The organism is Gynuella sunshinyii YC6258, assembly GCF_000940805.1.
Taxonomy (GTDB): Bacteria; Pseudomonadota; Gammaproteobacteria; order Pseudomonadales; family Natronospirillaceae; genus Gynuella; species Gynuella sunshinyii.
Genome location: NZ_CP007142.1, coordinates 1,337,931 through 1,355,158 on the forward strand (window position 1 = coordinate 1,337,931; position 17,228 = coordinate 1,355,158).

The 17,228-nt window shown below is 52.4% G+C and carries 13 protein-coding genes; 8 read left to right on the forward strand and 5 right to left on the reverse strand.

Features of this window, described 5'->3' with window-relative positions:
* Positions 1–97: 97 nt before the first annotated feature.
* Entirely contained in the window at positions 98–346 is a 249-nt protein-coding gene (locus YC6258_RS05965; protein WP_044616211.1) for a hypothetical protein, read from the reverse strand.
* A 477-nt stretch (positions 347–823) separates the two neighbouring features.
* On the opposite strand from YC6258_RS05965, the gene YC6258_RS05970 reads away from it, so the two are divergent.
* On the forward strand, positions 824–2,782 hold the full coding sequence (locus tag YC6258_RS05970) for a DNA topoisomerase III (protein ID WP_044616212.1): 1,959 nt from the start codon (positions 824–826) through the stop codon (positions 2,780–2,782).
* A gap of 8 nt (positions 2,783–2,790) precedes the next feature.
* On the opposite strand, the gene YC6258_RS05975 is transcribed toward YC6258_RS05970, so the two are convergent.
* Both YC6258_RS05975 and YC6258_RS05980 read right to left on the reverse strand, forming a co-directional pair.
* Positions 2,791–3,168 carry a hypothetical protein gene (locus YC6258_RS05975; protein WP_044616213.1) on the reverse strand — a complete coding sequence of 126 codons (378 nt, stop codon included), beginning with the start codon at positions 3,166–3,168 and terminating at the stop codon, positions 2,791–2,793.
* A gap of 69 nt (positions 3,169–3,237) precedes the next feature.
* Complete coding sequence (locus YC6258_RS05980) at positions 3,238–3,858, reverse strand: TetR family transcriptional regulator (RefSeq protein ID WP_044616214.1); 621 nt, start codon at positions 3,856–3,858, stop codon at positions 3,238–3,240.
* Between the two features lie 363 nt (positions 3,859–4,221).
* On the opposite strand from YC6258_RS05980, the gene YC6258_RS05985 reads away from it, so the two are divergent.
* Both YC6258_RS05985 and YC6258_RS05990 read left to right on the forward strand, forming a co-directional pair.
* A complete protein-coding gene (locus YC6258_RS05985; RefSeq protein WP_044616215.1) occupies positions 4,222–5,382 on the forward strand; it encodes an efflux RND transporter periplasmic adaptor subunit in 1,161 nt (386 codons plus the stop codon).
* Positions 5,383–5,388: 6 nt separating this feature from the next.
* A complete protein-coding gene (locus YC6258_RS05990) occupies positions 5,389–8,529 on the forward strand; it encodes an efflux RND transporter permease subunit (RefSeq protein ID WP_044616216.1) in 3,141 nt (1,046 codons plus the stop codon).
* Between the two features lie 69 nt (positions 8,530–8,598).
* On the opposite strand, the gene YC6258_RS05995 is transcribed toward YC6258_RS05990, so the two are convergent.
* A complete protein-coding gene (locus tag YC6258_RS05995) occupies positions 8,599–10,167 on the reverse strand; it encodes a methyl-accepting chemotaxis protein (RefSeq protein WP_044616217.1) in 1,569 nt (522 codons plus the stop codon).
* A 271-nt stretch (positions 10,168–10,438) separates the two neighbouring features.
* Between YC6258_RS05995 and YC6258_RS06000 the strand changes: the two genes are divergently transcribed.
* A complete protein-coding gene (locus YC6258_RS06000) occupies positions 10,439–11,956 on the forward strand; it encodes a CoA-acylating methylmalonate-semialdehyde dehydrogenase (protein WP_044616218.1) in 1,518 nt (505 codons plus the stop codon).
* Positions 11,957–11,997: 41 nt separating this feature from the next.
* Here YC6258_RS06000 and YC6258_RS06005 read toward each other — a convergent pair whose 3' ends face one another.
* A complete protein-coding gene (locus YC6258_RS06005) occupies positions 11,998–12,534 on the reverse strand; it encodes a DUF2301 domain-containing membrane protein (protein WP_044616219.1) in 537 nt (178 codons plus the stop codon).
* A 130-nt stretch (positions 12,535–12,664) separates the two neighbouring features.
* Here YC6258_RS06005 and YC6258_RS06010 point away from each other — a divergent pair, with 130 nt between their 5' ends.
* From YC6258_RS06010 to YC6258_RS06025, 4 genes are all read left to right on the forward strand, one after another.
* Positions 12,665–13,477 (forward strand): MurR/RpiR family transcriptional regulator, encoded by an 813-nt coding sequence (locus tag YC6258_RS06010; RefSeq protein WP_044616220.1) that lies wholly within the window; start codon positions 12,665–12,667, stop codon positions 13,475–13,477.
* Between the two features lie 112 nt (positions 13,478–13,589).
* Positions 13,590–14,747 (forward strand): amidase, encoded by a 1,158-nt coding sequence (locus YC6258_RS06015; RefSeq protein ID WP_044616221.1) that lies wholly within the window; start codon positions 13,590–13,592, stop codon positions 14,745–14,747.
* 15 nt (positions 14,748–14,762) lie between these two features.
* A complete protein-coding gene (locus YC6258_RS06020; protein ID WP_044616222.1) occupies positions 14,763–16,328 on the forward strand; it encodes a gamma-glutamyltransferase family protein in 1,566 nt (521 codons plus the stop codon).
* An 83-nt stretch (positions 16,329–16,411) separates the two neighbouring features.
* Positions 16,412–17,221 (forward strand): sulfite exporter TauE/SafE family protein, encoded by an 810-nt coding sequence (locus tag YC6258_RS06025; RefSeq protein WP_245627013.1) that lies wholly within the window; start codon positions 16,412–16,414, stop codon positions 17,219–17,221.
* The last annotated feature ends 7 nt before the right edge of the window (positions 17,222–17,228 follow it).

Here is a 17,228-nt window from a genome sequence, read left to right on the forward strand (position 1 = left end):
CCGGACAAACTCGATACTGTTTTTTTTGCGCTGCTGCAAATAACAGCAGGCACCGGATTTTCATCTCCGGTGCCTTTAAATGGCAGCCAATATCGGTTTATTTGGGCGGTGGGTTAGGCGGTGTTTCGCTATTTTGTTGACCAGGTGGCGGACCGCTGGGTTTTGAATAACCTTTGGCGCTCATGCAGCTGTCCATGGCGTCCCGATCGCCGTCGGCACTGGCAGAGCATTCTTTGATGGCTGCTTCAATCTCTTCTCTGTCGGGCGAGGTGGATGTTCTGTCCGCCAGTGACATGCCGCTGGATAAAATCAGCGTCATGGCACCAATGACCGTTTTGGGTTTCATGATAGTCTCTCACACAAAAAAACACCTGACGAGTGTGCCTGTTCTGGCACATAAAAAAAGACCTCTTTACTTAAAAGCAGCAGTGATTTTCAGAGTTTTTAATAATATTGAGGAACCATCGAGGCTGTCATTGCAAATGAGTTCCACTTTATGTTTCACGCAACTTATTATGCCGTGCCGGAACGTTTTTCGAGTGTCGGCGGGTGGCGACAAATCCTGAAAAAAACAAACTCATAGCGATGCTTTAAAGGTTTCGTTTATGCCGATTGGGCGAATAAGTTCCGTTGATCAAATAGGGCTCGCCTGTATTACAGCCATAGGCCAGAGGGGGTATGGCGTGATATTTCTGCGACCTTACTTGATAAACCGCCGCAGGGCAGTGATTCATCTGTCCCTGTTCCAAGCCTGCAGCCTTCGCTTGTTTTCTCGGTCAACTCTCATATACTGGTCGTTTGTACAGTATTTAGTGTTTGTTCTATGCGTTTGATTATTGCGGAAAAACCCAGTCTCGGGCGGGCCATTGCTGCGGTTCTGCCCAGACCCCACAGTAAAGGCGAGGGATTCGTACGCGCCGCCAATGGCGATGTGGTGAGCTGGTGTATCGGTCATTTGCTGGAGCAGGCTGAGCCCGAAGCCTATAGCCCGGCTTATAAGCAGTGGAGTCTGGAAACCCTGCCGATTGTCCCTGAGCAGTGGCAACTGACGCCGAAGGCACAGACCCGGCAGCAGTTAAGTGTATTGCGCAAGCTGGTCAAAGAGGCCGACCAACTGGTCCATGCTGGAGATCCGGACCGCGAAGGTCAGTTACTGGTGGATGAGGTGATTGCGTACCTGAAAGTACCCGCCGGCAAACGCAACAGTATGCTCAGACTGCTGATCAGCGATTTGAACCCGCAGGCGGTTTCCCGGGCATTGGCTCAGTTGAAACCCAATCAGGATTTTATGCCGTTATCTGTGTCTGCTCTGGCGCGCTCGCGGGCTGACTGGCTGTACGGGATCAATCTGACGCGTGCATGCACGGTCAAAGGACAGCAGGGAGGGTTGAAATCTGTCCTGTCGGTTGGTCGGGTACAGACTCCCGTACTGGGATTGGTAGTGCGCCGGGATGAAGAGATTGATGCATTTGTCAGTCGACCTTATTACGAAGTCCGGGCAGCTATTCATCTGACCCCGGCGGACCCTTTGTGTTTTTACGCCAAATGGCAGCCGAGTGAGGCCTGTAGCGCTCATCAGGATGAAGAAGGGCGAGTGCTGAATCCCAAACTGGCACACAATGTGGCGGCTCGTATTCTGCACCAGCCTGCATTGGTTGAGACGGTGGAGCGTAAGCAGAAGCAGCAGGCTGCGCCATTACCCTATAATCTTTCAACGTTGCAGATTGATGCCGCCAAAGCGTTTGGCCTGACGGCCAAGCAGGTTCTGGATGGTTGTCAGAATCTGTATGAAAAATACCAGCTGATTACTTATCCCCGGTCGGACTGCCGTTATCTGCCTGATGAGCATTTTGATCGCCGGCAGCAGGTGGTCAAGGCTGTTGGTTGTCATGATCAGAATCTTGCCGGTGTCATCGCCGGTGCCGATCTGAACCTGCGCAGCAAAGCCTGGAATGACAGCAAGGTGGAAGCCCACCATGCCATTGTGCCCACGGAAAAAACATCGGCGGTGAATCAACTGAACACCGCCGAAAAACAACTCTATGGCATGATCGCGCGACAGTATCTGCTGCAGTTTTATCCGCCGTACAAGTATGCCGATACCCGGGTCAGTCTGATCATTGCCGGTGGCTGTTTCATTGCCACTGAACGGGAAACTATCCAACCGGGATGGAAGCAGGCGATGCCCCGCAGCTCTACTCCGTCGAAGCAGGACCAAGAGCCGGCCCGCAAGCTGCCTGCGCTGGAAAAGGGCCAGCAGCTGTGGAGTGGTGATCCGGTAGTCGATGAAAAACATACCCAGCCGCCACAGCATTTTACCGATGCCACGTTGCTCAGCGCCATGACCGGTATAAACCGCTTTGTCAAAAACCCCGATCTGAAAAAAGTGTTAAAAGACACTGATGGTCTTGGTACAGAAGCCACCCGGGCGGGGATTATCGAGCTGTTGTTTAAACGTGGTTTTTTGCGACGGGATGGTAAGAATATCCGGGCGACCGATCTGGGGCGGGCACTGGTCAACACCTTGCCCGAAAGTACAACCGTACCGGACATGACTGCTCATTGGGAGAAACAGTTAAATGACATCAGCGAACGGAGTCTGAACTACGAACACTTCATGCAGCCGATGCTGAGTCAGTTACAACAATTGGTAACCCAGGCCTGCAATTTGAATGTTCAGGCATTTCAGGGCATCAAAACTGACAAGCCCGGTTTTCGGCGCAGTCGCCGCAAAACCACCCGGAAGCCGCGTGTCAGTAGCAGCCGAAAAAAAGCCTCATGACCTTGTGTTCACAATTGAGAGTCGATGGTATTTGTGGCCGTGACCTGATCTCTGCATTGTTTTTCAGCAGCAGCCAATTGTTTGCCCAGTAACAATAAACCTATCGCCATAGTCAGCAATGCAAGATAGTTAATACCTGCAACGACATAGTTGGAGATCAGTGAATAGTTGGCCAGTTGTACGGCATTGAAATGACGTGCGACGACGACTTGCGGAATAAATTCCAAAGCGGTCAGCACCTTAATAAAAATACCGATGGCGATTAAGTTGGGTCCGCGTCTTTTGGTAAACACTGGCCATTGATGCACAGCATACATGGCCATGATCGCCGGCAGTAACAGGATCAGCACAAAAATGATAAAAAACAGGATGGCAAGTACCGACATGGCAGATCCTTATGTGATGGTTTTCAATGTATTTTTTTTGATGCTTGCCGGGTGATGGCCGCATTGTCATTAGCTTATTAAGGGGGATGTCAGTCCGGCCAAATACGTATCAATGGCGGCCATGCCGTCGCGGATCAAGTCGCAGTAATTAGGATCGGCCAGCCACGCATACACTATCCCCTGGGTAATGGAGAACAAGGCCACTGCAACCTGATGAGGATCGATGTGGTCAGGAAGGTCGCCACAGTTTATGGCTTGTTCAAGGTCCTGTTTCATTTCCCGATATATTTCGTTGCGAAGGTTTCGATAGTGTTCATGTATGGTATCGTGGGCATCCACCATTTCGCATTTATGCATGGTGATGGTCTGGACATTCTGGGCGGAACGATCTTTGGCAATCAAGGTAAGGTAAGCAAGGCAGCAGACATGCAGTTTCTTAAGCATGGATGTTTCTGCACACTGTGATAATGTAAGTTGTTCCATGGGATAGAAACAACGGTCAATCAACGCGGCAATCAGTGCCTGCTTATCACCGAAATAATGGTACAGAGCACCACGGGTGACTCCGGCAGCGAGTGCAATGTCATTTAATGTTGTGGCGCTGACGCCATGTCTGGAAAACTCATTCTCGGCGGCATCCAACAATGCCTGATAAGTTTCCTGCGCAGCCTCTTTGGTTTTTCGAGCCATGGAATCAATCCCGGGGTTACTTTACGTATTCTATAAGAAGTATGATATTAACATGCATTCATGTATGTATATATAATGAAAAACTGCTGTTGTGAGGTTCTTGCTCTATTTGTTTTTCATGCTTAATTAAGTTGTTTCGGATATGGGACTGTCGAGGTTGGCAGTTCTTTAGCCGGATGATTTATGCAGCTACCTGTAAAGTTCCCGGCTTTTTAATTGCTTGTAAACCGGATAGCGGTTTGGGATGCATTTTTGCTGGAAGTTTGTCCTCTGACATATTTTTTTTGCAACGACCCAGAGCGTTGGGTAGACCGCATGCAACGGCCTGATAAAAGCGTATTCAACTTCTGAGGAAATTGGCACATGATTAAGATCAAACCTTTCAAGTACTGGCATATTTCGCTGTTGCTGTTAAGCAGCGCGGCAATGCTCACAGGCTGTGGCAGTGAGGAAAAAAACGCAGCCGGCAGCGTCCAGGGAGGTCCGCCAGCTGTTGAGGTGGAGACCATAACGGTCAGCACCCAGCCTCTCGATATCACCACCCGGTTATCCGGACGTACCAGTGCCTATCGGGTTGCAGAGGTCCGGCCTCAGGTGGAAGGTATTGTACTAAAACGGCTGTTTGTTGAAGGCAGTACCGTAGAAAGCGGACAGGTGTTATACCAGATTGACCCAGTCCGCTATGAAGCAACTCTGGCCAATGCCGAAGCAGAACTGGCCAAGGCCCAGGCCAACCTGGTTTCGGCCAGACTGCAGGCAGAACGTTACCGTGGCCTGGTGGACCGCAAAATGGTCAGCCAGCAGGCCAATGATGATGCCGAAGCGTCCTTTCGCCAGGCTGAAGCGGTTGTAAAAGCGGCTCAGGCCAGTGTCAGAAGCGCCAAAATCAACCTGGATTATACTCAGGTTAAAGCACCGATCAGTGGACAGATTGGTCGTTCCACGGTCACCGAAGGTGCGTTGGTAACCGCTAATCAGACCTCTGCGATGGCGACCATCAAGCAACTTGATCCGCTCTACGTTGATCTTTCACAATCCAGTACCGACCTGCTTAGACTGCGTCGCCAGGCGGGTGAAAACAGCAAGCAACTCAGCGGCATCAAAGTCATATTGGATGATGGCACCGTGGTTGAGCAGCCAGCCACCATGCAGTTTGCTGATGTCTCTGTCAGTGAAGATACGGGTACCGTGACGGTACGGGCATTATTGCCCAATACCAATCAGTTTCTGATGCCTGGGTTGTACGTACGGGCTGAAGTGCCGGTTGAGCATCGTGAAGAAGCCATTCTGGTTCCTCAGGTGGCGGTAACTCGTGATCCCACTGGTGGTGCTCAGGTCATGCTGGTAAATGCTGAGAGCAAAGTCGAGGTTCGGCCGATCGTTGTCAGTCAGATAATCGGTACTTCCTGGTTGGTGGATTCGGGGCTCAAAGCGGGTGATCAGGTAATTGTCAGTGGGTTGCAGAAAATACAACCTGGGGCAAGCGTAGTGATAGCCAAACCGGCACAGGCTCTGCAGGAGTAAGTATTCATGTCACGTTTTTTTATTGATCGACCCATTTTTGCATGGGTGATTGCTATCGTCATCATGCTGGCTGGCGGGTTGTCGATACTGTCGTTGCCGATCGCTCAGTATCCTTCCATCGCGCCGCCGACGGTCAGCATCAGCGGCAGTTATCCTGGTGCGTCCGCCAAGGCTTTGGAAGACAGCGTTACTCAGATCATTGAGCAGAATATGAATGGTCTGGACAATTTGTTGTACATGTCAGCAACCAGTGACTCCTCGGGCAGTTTTACCGTGTCTCTGACCTTCGATTCCGGTACTGATCCGGATATTGCTCAGGTACAGGTTCAGAACAAACTGAATTTGGCGACCCCATTGCTGCCGCAGGAAGTGCGTACCCAGGGTATAAAGGTATCCAAAACCTCCGCCAGCTTCCTGATGGTGATCAGTTTTATCTCTGCGGATAACTCCATGAATTCAGCGGATCTGTCTGATTATGTGATCTCCAACATCAAAGATCCCATCAGCCGGGTTGATGGTGTTGGTGAGGTGCAGGTGTTCGGTGCACAGTACTCTATGAGAATATGGTTAAACCCGAACAAGCTCAGCAGCTTCAGTCTGACGCCATCAGATGTAACCACGGCTATTTCCAACCAGAATACCCAGGTGTCTGTCGGGCAGTTGGGATCAATGCCGGCGGTGTCAGGGCAGCAGTTGAATATCACCATTACCGCCCAGGGACAGTTGCAAACGGTTGAACAATTCAAGCAGATTCTGCTCAAAGTCAATACGGATGGTTCGCAGGTGCGTTTGAAGGACGTGGCCCGGGTCGAACTGGGTGGTGAATCGTATAGTTTTTCCACTCACTATAACAGTAAGGTGGCCAGCGGGATGGCCATCCGCCTCGCAACCGGTGCTAATGCACTGGATACCGCAAACGCAGTACGCCAGCTCATGACGGAAATGTCACCCTCGTTTCCCGAAGGGCTTGAGGTGAAGTACCCCTATGACACCACTCCATTTATCAGGATTTCCATCGAGGAGGTCGTGCGGACGCTGTTCGAGGCAATTGCGCTCGTTTTCCTGGTGATGTATCTGTTTCTGCAGAATTTCCGTGCCACATTGATTCCGACGATTGCGGTGCCGGTGGTATTGCTGGGTACTTTTGGGGTAATGGCGGCATTTGGTTTTTCTATTAATACCTTAACGATGTTTGGTCTGGTTCTGGCAATTGGTCTGTTGGTGGACGATGCCATCGTGGTGGTTGAAAACGTTGAGCGGGTCATGGCAGAAGAAGGATTGTCACCTCGAGAAGCGACTCGCAAGTCCATGGGACAGATTACCGGTGCGTTGATCGGTATTGCGCTGGTATTGAGTGCGGTATTCGTACCGATGGCCTTTTTTGGAGGTGCAACCGGGGCGATCTACCGACAGTTCTCAGTCACCATTGTGTCCGCCATGGTGCTGTCGGTGGTGGTCGCGTTGGTACTGACACCGGCCCTGTGTGCATCAATTCTGAAGCCGGTCAAAAAAGGTGATCATGGTATTCGCCGTGGACCGATTGGCTGGTTTAACCGCGGTTTCGATTGGAGCCTGGATAAATACCAGTGGATGGTCTCGAAAGGCGTCCGTCAGTTTTTCCGTTATCTGCTGGTTTATGTGTTGATTATCGCCGGTCTGGCGGTTCTGTGGCAGCGTCTGCCGACATCGTTTTTGCCGGAAGAAGATCAGGGGGTGATTCTGGGTATGGTGCAATTGCCGGCTGGAGCGACACAGGAACGTACGCTGGAGGTCATGGAGAAGGTTCGACAGCACTTCCTCAACGCCGAAAAACAGAGCATTGACGCCGTTTTCGATGTCGCAGGTTTCAGTTTTGCCGGGCAAGGCCAGAACATGGGTATGCTGTTCATCAAGCTGAAAGACTGGAAGGAGCGGGAAAACAATCCGGCGATGTCAGTTAATGCCATTATCGGTCGGGGCTGGGCCGCGTTATCGCAGATCAAGGAAGCTCAGGTATATGTCTTTAACCTGCCGGCGATGCCGGAACTGGGTACTGCCAATGGTTTCGATGCCTACCTTCAGGACAACGGCAATCTGGGACATGAAAAGCTCATTGCCGTGCGTAATCAGTTACTGGGTATGGCCTCACAGGATCCCAGCCTGATGGCTGTGCGTCCGAACGGTATGGAAGACACTCCTCAGTTCAATATCGATGTCGATTATGAAAAAGCCATGGCTCTTGGGGTCTCTGCCTCAAGTATCAATTCCATGTTGTCTACGGCCTGGGGCTCGAATTACGTCAATGGTTTTATTGATCGTGGCCGGGTTAAGAAAGTCTATGTGCAGGCAGATGCGCCTTATCGGATGAATCCGGAGGATCTGAGTCTGTGGCATGTTCGTAATAGTGCCGGTGAAATGGTGCCTTTTGACAGTATTGCCCAAACCCACTGGAGTTATGGTTCACCGAGACTGGTGCGTTTTAATGGCTTGTCAGCAGTCAATATTCAAGGGGCTGCAGCGCCTGGTAAGAGTACCGGTGATGCCATGACAGCTATGGAAAATCTGGTGGCGAAGTTGCCGGCAGGTGTCAGCCTGGCGTGGAACGGGGTGTCTTATCAGGAACGCCAGTCCGGTTCTCAGTCTGGTGCTTTGTATGCGATTTCTCTGCTGGTGGTGTTTCTCTGTCTGGCAGCGTTGTATGAAAGCTGGACGATTCCATTTTCGGTCATGTTGGTCGTACCGCTGGGGGTATTTGGTGCGATTGTCGCTGCGTTCATGCGCGATCTGTCCAATGACGTTTATTTCCAGGTCGGACTGCTGACCACGATCGGGCTGTCAGCCAAAAACGCCATCCTGATCGTGGAGTTTGCCAAGAACCTTTATGACCAGGGTGAGGATCTGCTAAAGGCTACGGTTGAAGCCTGTCGTATGCGCTTGCGGCCAATTCTGATGACTTCCATGGCCTTCTGTTTGGGAGTTCTGCCTTTGGCTATCAGTACTGGTGCTGGTGCTGCCAGCCGTAACGCCATTGGTACAGGTGTTCTTGGTGGCATGATTGCAGCGACCGTGCTGGCGGTCTTTTTCGTCCCGGTCTTTTTTGTGCTGGTCATGAAACTGTTCGGAGGTAATCGCCGAAAGCTGCATACCAATCTGATGAAAACCGACTGATTATCCGTCATCGCTCAATAAAAAGGCCTTCAATTGAAGGCCTTTTTTGTGTCTGAAGCAGTATGTTGGTTAAGAATTAAAGCGTTCAACCAGCATAAACTGCTTCTTGGCAAGATCGCTGATTTGAAGGGCCAAATGGGCAGATTTGTTGGCCTCTTCTTCAACCTGGCTGGAAATGTTAACGATATTGCCGGTATTGGTCATGATCTCATTGGCAGTATTGGATTGTTCTTCTGTTGCAGTGGCAATCTGTACCGACATCTCCTCAATGGCATTGACCGACTTCAGAATGTCATCAAAGGTAGTGGATATCCGGCGCAATTCTTCAGCACTGGTTGTTGTCATTTGCTGACACATATCCATGGCCTGAGATGCGCCATCAGAGGTTTGGGCCAGACTATTGATGATGCTTTCAATATGTTGAGTCGATTCCTGGGTGCGTTGTGCCAGGGTACGTACTTCATCCGCCACAACTGCAAAACCGCGACCATGATCACCGGCACGGGCAGCTTCAATGGCGGCATTCAGGGCCAGCAAATTGGTTTGTTCGGCAACACTTCGGATCACTTCAATCACGTCTGAAATTCGCTGACTGTTTGCAGTCAGTTGAGTCAAAGACTCACTCAGAGCACGAACGGTATCGGATAATTTTTGCATGGACTGGTTGCCCTGGCTCAGTGCAGTTACGCCACTGCTAACCTCTTCCTTGGCATCGCGGGTAGACAGCGAGGTTTGGCTGGCACCATGTGCTGCTTCGTTAATCGCCTGAGCCATCTGGTGAATGGCCGTGGCAAGCATATCGGTTTCCTCGCGCTGCCTGGACATACTTTGCTGGGTCAACCTGACCTGTTCGGCCGTCAGGTCTGAGAAATGGGAAAGATCATGAGCGGATGCACCGAACCGCCCCAGAGCAGTTCGCAAACGGGATTTATTGGCCAGATGCATGAATCTGAGTTGACCGATTTCATCGGTTCGACCGGTATACATGTAAGTGGCAAACAGATCAATATCGCCCATGGAGGCAATCAACTTGCGTAGCCGGCGGCGATAACCAAAGTCGGTTACCAGGGCAGCCAACACGCTGACGGCAATATCGAAACCAAAAGCTGCCACGCTTATTTCGCCATGGTAGATAGAAATACTTGAGAGCGGAATGAAGAGCCCTGCAGTCAATGTGAAGGTGGCCAATACCTGGGCTTTAAAGCGTTGCCACCAGGTGGCCATGGTTTTGCCGGCATTGACACGCCGGTAAACTTCGGTTGCCCGGGAGACCATCTCTTTCGATGGTTTAAAACGAACCGATTCGAAACCGACAGCGTTGCCGTGATCAAGAATGGGGGTCACATAGGCATCCACCCAGTAGTAACGGCCGTCTTTGCACCGGTTTTTGACCAGACCCATCCACGGCTTTCCGGCCTTGATTGCATCCCACAACATGTTGAAGGCAGCGGGCGGCATGTCAGGATGGCGAACAATATTGTGAGGCTGGCCGATCAGTTCTTCACGACTGAAGCCAGATATTTTTAAAAAGGTTTCATTACAGAAACTAATCTGTCCTTTGGTATTGGTAGCTGATACCAGCTCTTCACCCTCTGCCAAAACAACTTCCTGATCTTTTACTGGCAAGTTCTGTCGCATTGCATATACCTCTACATTCTTCTTCACACGTTCGAGGTTTGAATGTGTGTCACTACCAGCGGAACAATTATCTAACAGTTATATGAGCCTAGACCAAATTAGGTATTCTGCACATCAGCTCTACAGGAAAGCTGTCCACTACTTTTTGGCTTTAAACTGATATGCATCAAATGAATTAGCAATAATTTAATAGGGGGCTTGTTGGAACATGTTTTCTATTTTTTATTAATTTAGACTATTTGTTCTAAAAAACACCGAAGGTAAGATTGCTATGACAAATGATGTCCCGCGCAAACTGAAATATTATGCGGCTGGCTGGCATGAATCCCGTACCAGCGAATACATGAATTGCTACAACCCCTCCACAGGTGAAGTCATTGCCCTGGCACCCAAATGCACCGCGGCTGAGGTGGAACAGGCCATTGCGGCCGCCAAGGCAGCATTCCCTGCCTGGTCGGATACGCCGCCGAACAAGCGGGTGCAGGTATTGTTTCGGTTGAAGTCTTTACTGGATCAGCATCTTGATGAACTGACCGAGCTGGTTGCGAGGGAAAACGGTAAGGTCTGGGACGAAGCCAAAGGGGACGTGCTGAAGGTTATCGAGGTCGTTGAATTTGCCTGTGGTATTCCGCATTTGATGAAAGGGCCGGCGATCATGAACGTCACCAGCGGTTACGACACGGTTCAATTCATGGAGTCGATGGGGGTATTCGCCGGTATCGCTCCGTGGAACTTCCCGGCCATGATTCCTATGGGCTGGATGGCACCAATGTGTGTGGCAACCGGTAATACGCTGGTGCTGAAAGCAGCCAGTTATGTGCCTCAGAGTGCGATTCGTATTCTGGAGTTGTGGGAACAGGCCGGGTTGCCCGCTGGCGTGATCAATCTGGTGACCTGCTCCCGTAATGAAGCTGAAATTCTGCTGACGCATCCCGATATCAAAGGGGTTTCTTTTGTCGGTTCCACCACGGTTGGTAAGCATATTTATGCCACTGCGGCTGCTCACGGCAAGCGAGTACAGGCGCTGACCGAAGCCAAAAACCATGCCCTGGTGTTAAAAGATGCGGCGATAGAAAGAACCGCTGCCGGTATTATGAACTCAGCCTTCGGTTGTGCCGGTGAACGCTGTATGGCCTTGCCTGCTGTGGTGGTTGAAGACGCTGTGGCCGATGAACTCGTAGCGGCCCTGACCCGTATGATCAAGGCGATCAAAATCGGTCCTGCCTGGGATAAGAGCAGCCAGCTTGGGCCGGTCATCAATGCCGATCATCGTGAGTTTGTTCGCCAGTGGATCGATCAGGGTGTGGCCGAAGGTGCCCGTCTGGTGGTCGATGGCCGCGACGTTGCCGTGGACGGTTTTCAGGATGGCTTCTATCTCGGGCCGACACTGTTCGATCATGTGACCCCGGAAATGTCCATCGGAGATAAAGAAGTCTTTGGCCCGGTATTGTGCATCAAACGGGTCAAGGACTTTGAGGAAGGGCTTGAGTTAATGAATGCCAATGAGTTTGCCAATGGCAGTGTGATTTATACCCAGTCTGGCTATTATGCCCGTGAGTTCAGTAAACGCACTCATGGTGGCATGGTCGGCGTGAATGTGGGGATTCCGGTGCCGCTGGGAATTTTCGGCTTCACTGGACATAAGAATTCGTTTTTCGGCGATCTTCACGCCATGGGAGCTGACGGTGTGCGGTTTTTCACTGAGTTGAAAACCGTTACCAGTCACTGGTTCTCAGAAGCAGAGGCCAAAGAAGGGAAAATCCGCAACAGTTGGGATGGCACCATCTGATTATGATTTGTTACCGACACGGCGGTTCCGGCCGCCGTGCATCACAACTGGTAGTTGCGTTTATCGCCGATATCAAAATGCAACGGCATTCGCCATTTGGCAATGGCCAGAATGATCAGGGCTATGGCCGTCACCAGCAACAGCAGCCGGTAACCATCTGACCAGCCGCTGACCCGCATCAGCCAGTCCACCGCAAACACCGCCGGCATGAGACGCAGGAACGGGATTTTAAAACAGAAACTTTCTTTAAAGCAGAGTGCTCCGAGCACCAGATAGGCAGCACCGGCACCCAGCAGCTCAAACACCTTTGTCGACCCATAAGCCGAGGCCAGGGTCAGCAGCAAGGCCAGCCATCCACAACCCTGAACGATCAACCGAATATTTTTGTCGTATATGTGCAGGGAAAAACAACACAAGGTCACCGCCGCCATGAGCAGCCAATGGCTGAGCACGGTGTAGTCTGCTGATATCACTGCCAGCAGCAGCGCCAGCGGCGCCAGGCTCAGGCCGCTTCGATAGAGAATCACCGTCGTGATATCCCAGTGATCGAGCTTTTCTTTAATGTGTGGGTCGGCCATGGAGAGATACTCAGTTATCGGGACCGAGTGAGCTTAACACCGGGCACCACAGGCTTGAAGCACAGAAGGACTTTGCCTGCCGGTTCATAAACTGCCATGATACTGAAACGAATGTTTCAAGAGGTCGCTTATGTCTTTGCAACGACGGATAGAAAACAGCTGGCAGGGATTATCGCCTTCAGAGCGGAAGATTGCCGTATTACTGGAGCAGAATCAGCACATTGTGGTGAGTCATTCGGTGGCCGAAATTGCCACCATGGCCGGTGTCTCCAAAGCGACCGTCAGTCGTTTTTTTCGTTCCCTGGGATATGACGATCACATGGCCGCGCGGTTGGAAATGCGATCCAGCCGGGAGTCGGGTGTACCGGTGCAACTGACCTCTATCACTCCACCTGAGGCATTGCAGGAAGAGTGGCAGAATCTGGTTCAGGCCCACAAAGATTTTGATCATCAGGAAAGTGCGCTGGCAGATGCGATTCTGGCGGCCGAAAATATCTATATTCTGGGATTCCGCAATGGTTACCCGGCAGCCCGCCATTTACGTCAGCAGCTGGTACAGCTGCGTCCCGGAGTGTCACTATTGCCGGCTGCCGGCCAGACGCTGGCGGAAGACATGGTGGATATCAGCTCCCGGGATCTGGTGATTCTCATGGGGTTCCGCCGCCGCATCAAATCCTTCAAGCCATTGATTCAGGGGTTGAACCGCCAGCTGGATCAGCAGCAACTGGTGCTGCTGACCGATCCCACCGGCAGCGGTTATGGCCAATGGGTGGGGACCACGGTGATCTGTCCGCTCGGTGCCCAACAACCCATGGATAACTACAGTGTGGTGTTCAGTCTGATATCCCGGCTGGTGAATACTGTTGCCGAACGGGCTGGCTCCCTGAAGCGGATACAGCAGATCAAAACCCTCTATGAAGAGCTGGATGAACTGGATCTCTGACGGATGTTTGCAACAGCCGTTACCGCAAATGTTTCTTCATGAGTGCCGGGAAAACAGTTGCAAGAAACAAATGTTTCTATAATATTCTAGAAAAGGAAACAAACGTTACGTGATGATGAAACCCGATTTCCTACTTTACCAACCTGATTATCTGTTGCCTGGCGAAGGTCCGTTGACTGGATTAACCCTGGGGGTCAAAGATTTATTTCACATCCAGGGACTGCCTACTTCGGCGGGCAATCCGGACTGGCTCAACAGCCATGACATTCCCCAACAAACCAGCCCGGTAGTGGAAGCTCTGATGCACGCCGGTGCCAGATTTATCGGCAAGACCCTGACCGACGAACTGGCCTACAGCCTTAATGGCGTGAACGGGCACTATGGCACGCCGGTCAATCCGGCCACACCGGATCGTCTCCCGGGTGGTTCCAGTAGTGGCAGTGCCACTCTGACGGCCAGCGGCCAGATTGATATCGGTCTCGGTACCGATACCGGTGGTTCCATTCGTATCCCGGCGAGCTATAACGGCTTATATGGATTACGGCCCTCCCATGGCCTGATTTCTACGGCTGATCTCGTCGCTCTGGCACCGCGTTTCGATACCGTCGGCTGGATGTGTCGTGATGCGCAGACCCTGGCAGCGGTTGGCCGTTGTCTGTTGCCATCGCAACGTCTTCAGTCTGAGCCCCAGTGGTTGTGGCCAAAACGATTGTGGGATGGGCTCGACTATGCCGAAGCAGTGCAGCGTTGTCTGCCCGAAGCCTGGAATTATTCCGTTATTGAAGGTCCGGACTGGCCCTGGCTGGCAGAATGCAGCACGGTCTTTCGTACCTTGCAGGGGCGCGAGATCTGGCGTCAGCACGGCGAATGGATCACTCGCTGTCAGCCTCGTTTCAGCGCCGATATTCATGAGCGGTTTGTCTGGGCCTCGCAGTTGACCGAACAACAGGAACAGCAGGCAGAACAGCAACTGACGAAGATCCGGGCGGATATGCAACACTGGCTGCCGGAAGCGGGCGTGATGTTGTGGCCAACCGCGCCTGGATTGTCGCCATTACTGACCTTGTCGGCAGAAGACATGGCCGCCTATCGGATCAAAGTCATGGGGCTGACGGCACCGGCCGGTCTGTGCGGCTGGCCGCAGCTGCATATTCCGGCACTGACTCTGGCAAATGGCGGCCGCTACGGCTTTTCGCTGCTGGCCCGGTGCGGACAGGACACAACCTTACTGCAACTGGCCCAACAGTTTACCGACAACCAACAGCATTAATCGGAGCATCTACTGATGAGTATTGCCTTTACCGCGCCTCATTCTCAGGCATCGGAAGCAGGGATGGCCATTCTTCGACAGGGTGGCACGGCCATTGAAGCAATGGTCGCAGCAGCCGCAACGATTGCGACGGTCTACCCACATATGAACAGTATCGGTGGCGATGGTTTTTGGGTCATCAGTGAGCCGGGGAAACTCCCGAGAGCGCTGGATGCCTGTGGAACGGCGGCGCAGGCCGCCGATCTGAACGCGTATGCTCAGGAAGGAGGGATTCCCAACCGTGGCGGCCGCAGCTGTATTACCATGGCCGGTGCCATCGATGGCTGGCGTCAGGCCTTGCAATTGTCTGCCAGCTGGAAGCCAGCGCTGCCTTTGTCAGCGTTGTTGGAAGCCGCGATTGATGCTGCCCGCCGGGGTGTCCGGGTTACCCAGAGTCTGGTGAATGCCTGTACCAAGGTGGCTCCGGAGTTTCAGGATTTCAGTGCCTATCAGTCGATTTATGGTCCGGATGGTGGTATTCCGGCGGTGAATCAAACCCTCACCAATGCTGCTCTGGCGGATACCTTTGATCATCTGGCCCGGGCCGGTCTGAAAGACTTTTATCACGGTGACATCGGTTTCTCTCTCAGTCGGCAACTGGCCGATACCGGTTCCTTGATTCGCCGCAGCGATTTTGAACGCTATGAAGCCCAATGGGTGGAGCCGCTGTCGGTCAGATTCAGTCAGGGCACGCTGTTTAACTTTCCGGCCCCGACTCAGGGTATTGCCTCGATGTTGATACTGGCGCTGTATGACCGGGTTCGTCGCAAGGGCATGAGTGAGGCCGAACAGGTGCATCTATTGGTGGAATGTACCAAGCAGGCATTCATACAGCGCGACCGGTTAGTGACCGATCGCTCACGTTTAAGCCAGGATTATCATGAGCTGTTGCAGGAAGCGACCCTGGAACAGTTGGCGAGCAATATTAACCCCAACCAGGCGCTGCCATGGCCCAGACCGAGTGCCGCAGGTGACACCATCTGGATGGGCGCACTGGATCAGCAGGGGCGCATGGTCAGTTATATTCAGAGTATTTACTGGGAGTTTGGCAGTGGCGTGGTACTGCCGGAAACCGGTGTGCACTGGAACAACCGGGGCATTTCCTTTTCTCTGGATCCTCAGCATCACAATGCCTTGCAACCAGGCTGTCGTCCGTTTCATACCCTTAATCCGGCGTATGCGGAGCTGGATGATGGCCGCAGAATGGCCTATGGCACCATGGGCGGTGAAGGTCAACCACAGACTCAGGCGGCGCTCTTTAATCGTTATGTCTTCGAACGATTGGGGCTGGCCGACGCCATTGCTTTGCCCAGGTGGCTGCTGGGTCGTTCCTGGGGACAACAGAATCATGATTTGAAACTGGAGCAGAGTCTGGCGGATAAAGTCGCCGATGCCTTGCAGGCCAAAGGCCATCAATTGCAGATCGTGGCAGATCAGACTGAACTGATGGGGCATGCCGGCGCGGTCGTGTATCACTCCGACAGTGGCTCGGTGGAAGCTGCCAGTGATCCGAGAAGTGATGGCGCTGCTCTGATCCAGTGAGATATCCCACCTGTTGCCGGCAGTGCAGACAGGTGAGATTGATCAACCCGACACTGCCAGAACATTAATCGGAGCCGTAAATCTTGGAATTCTTACCTCAATTTCTCGCCCTGGCGGTAACGGGCGTTTTTGCCGGCCTGCTGGCCGGTCTGCTCGGAGTCGGTGGTGGTATCGTCATTGTCCCGGTACTGTTTTTTCTGTTTCAGGGCTTTGGAGTCAGCGCTGACTCCGCCCAGATCATCGCCACTGCCACGTCGCTGGCGACCATTATTCCCACCTCTGTCAGTTCCATTCGTGCTCACACGCGCAATGGCAATGTTGACTTTGCATTGCTGAAATACTGGGTGGTGTTTGTGTTTATCGGTGTCATGGCCGGCAGTCTGATGGTGACTCAGGTGGATGGTACTTATCTGACCGCGCTGTTCGGCATTATTGCTACCTTGTCGGCGTTGAACATGTTGTTCCGGGCCGGTGCCAAACCGTTAAAGAACGAACTGCCGGGCCGTGTGGGTCAGGGCATCATGGGCACCTGCATTGGCTTCTTTTCCACCATGGTGGGCATCGGTGGCGGCACGCTCACGGTACCAACCCTGACTGCCTGCAACTATCCGGCCCATCGGGCAGTTGGAACCGCGGCGGCGGTTGGGCTGATTATTTCCCTGCCGGGCGCTTTGACCTTGCTGGTGGCTGCCAATACCCCGGTGGATGCGCCGAAGTTTACTTATGGTCTGGTTAACCTGGTGGCATTTGTCTGTATCGTGCCGCTGACGGTGTTGTTTGCGCCGATGGGTGCTGCCCTGGCGCAGAAGCTGGATCAGAAAAAGTTAAAGAGAGTGTTTGCCGTCGCGCTTATGGTGACGGGTGTTCGTATGTTGCTGCAACTGGTGTTATAGGGGATCA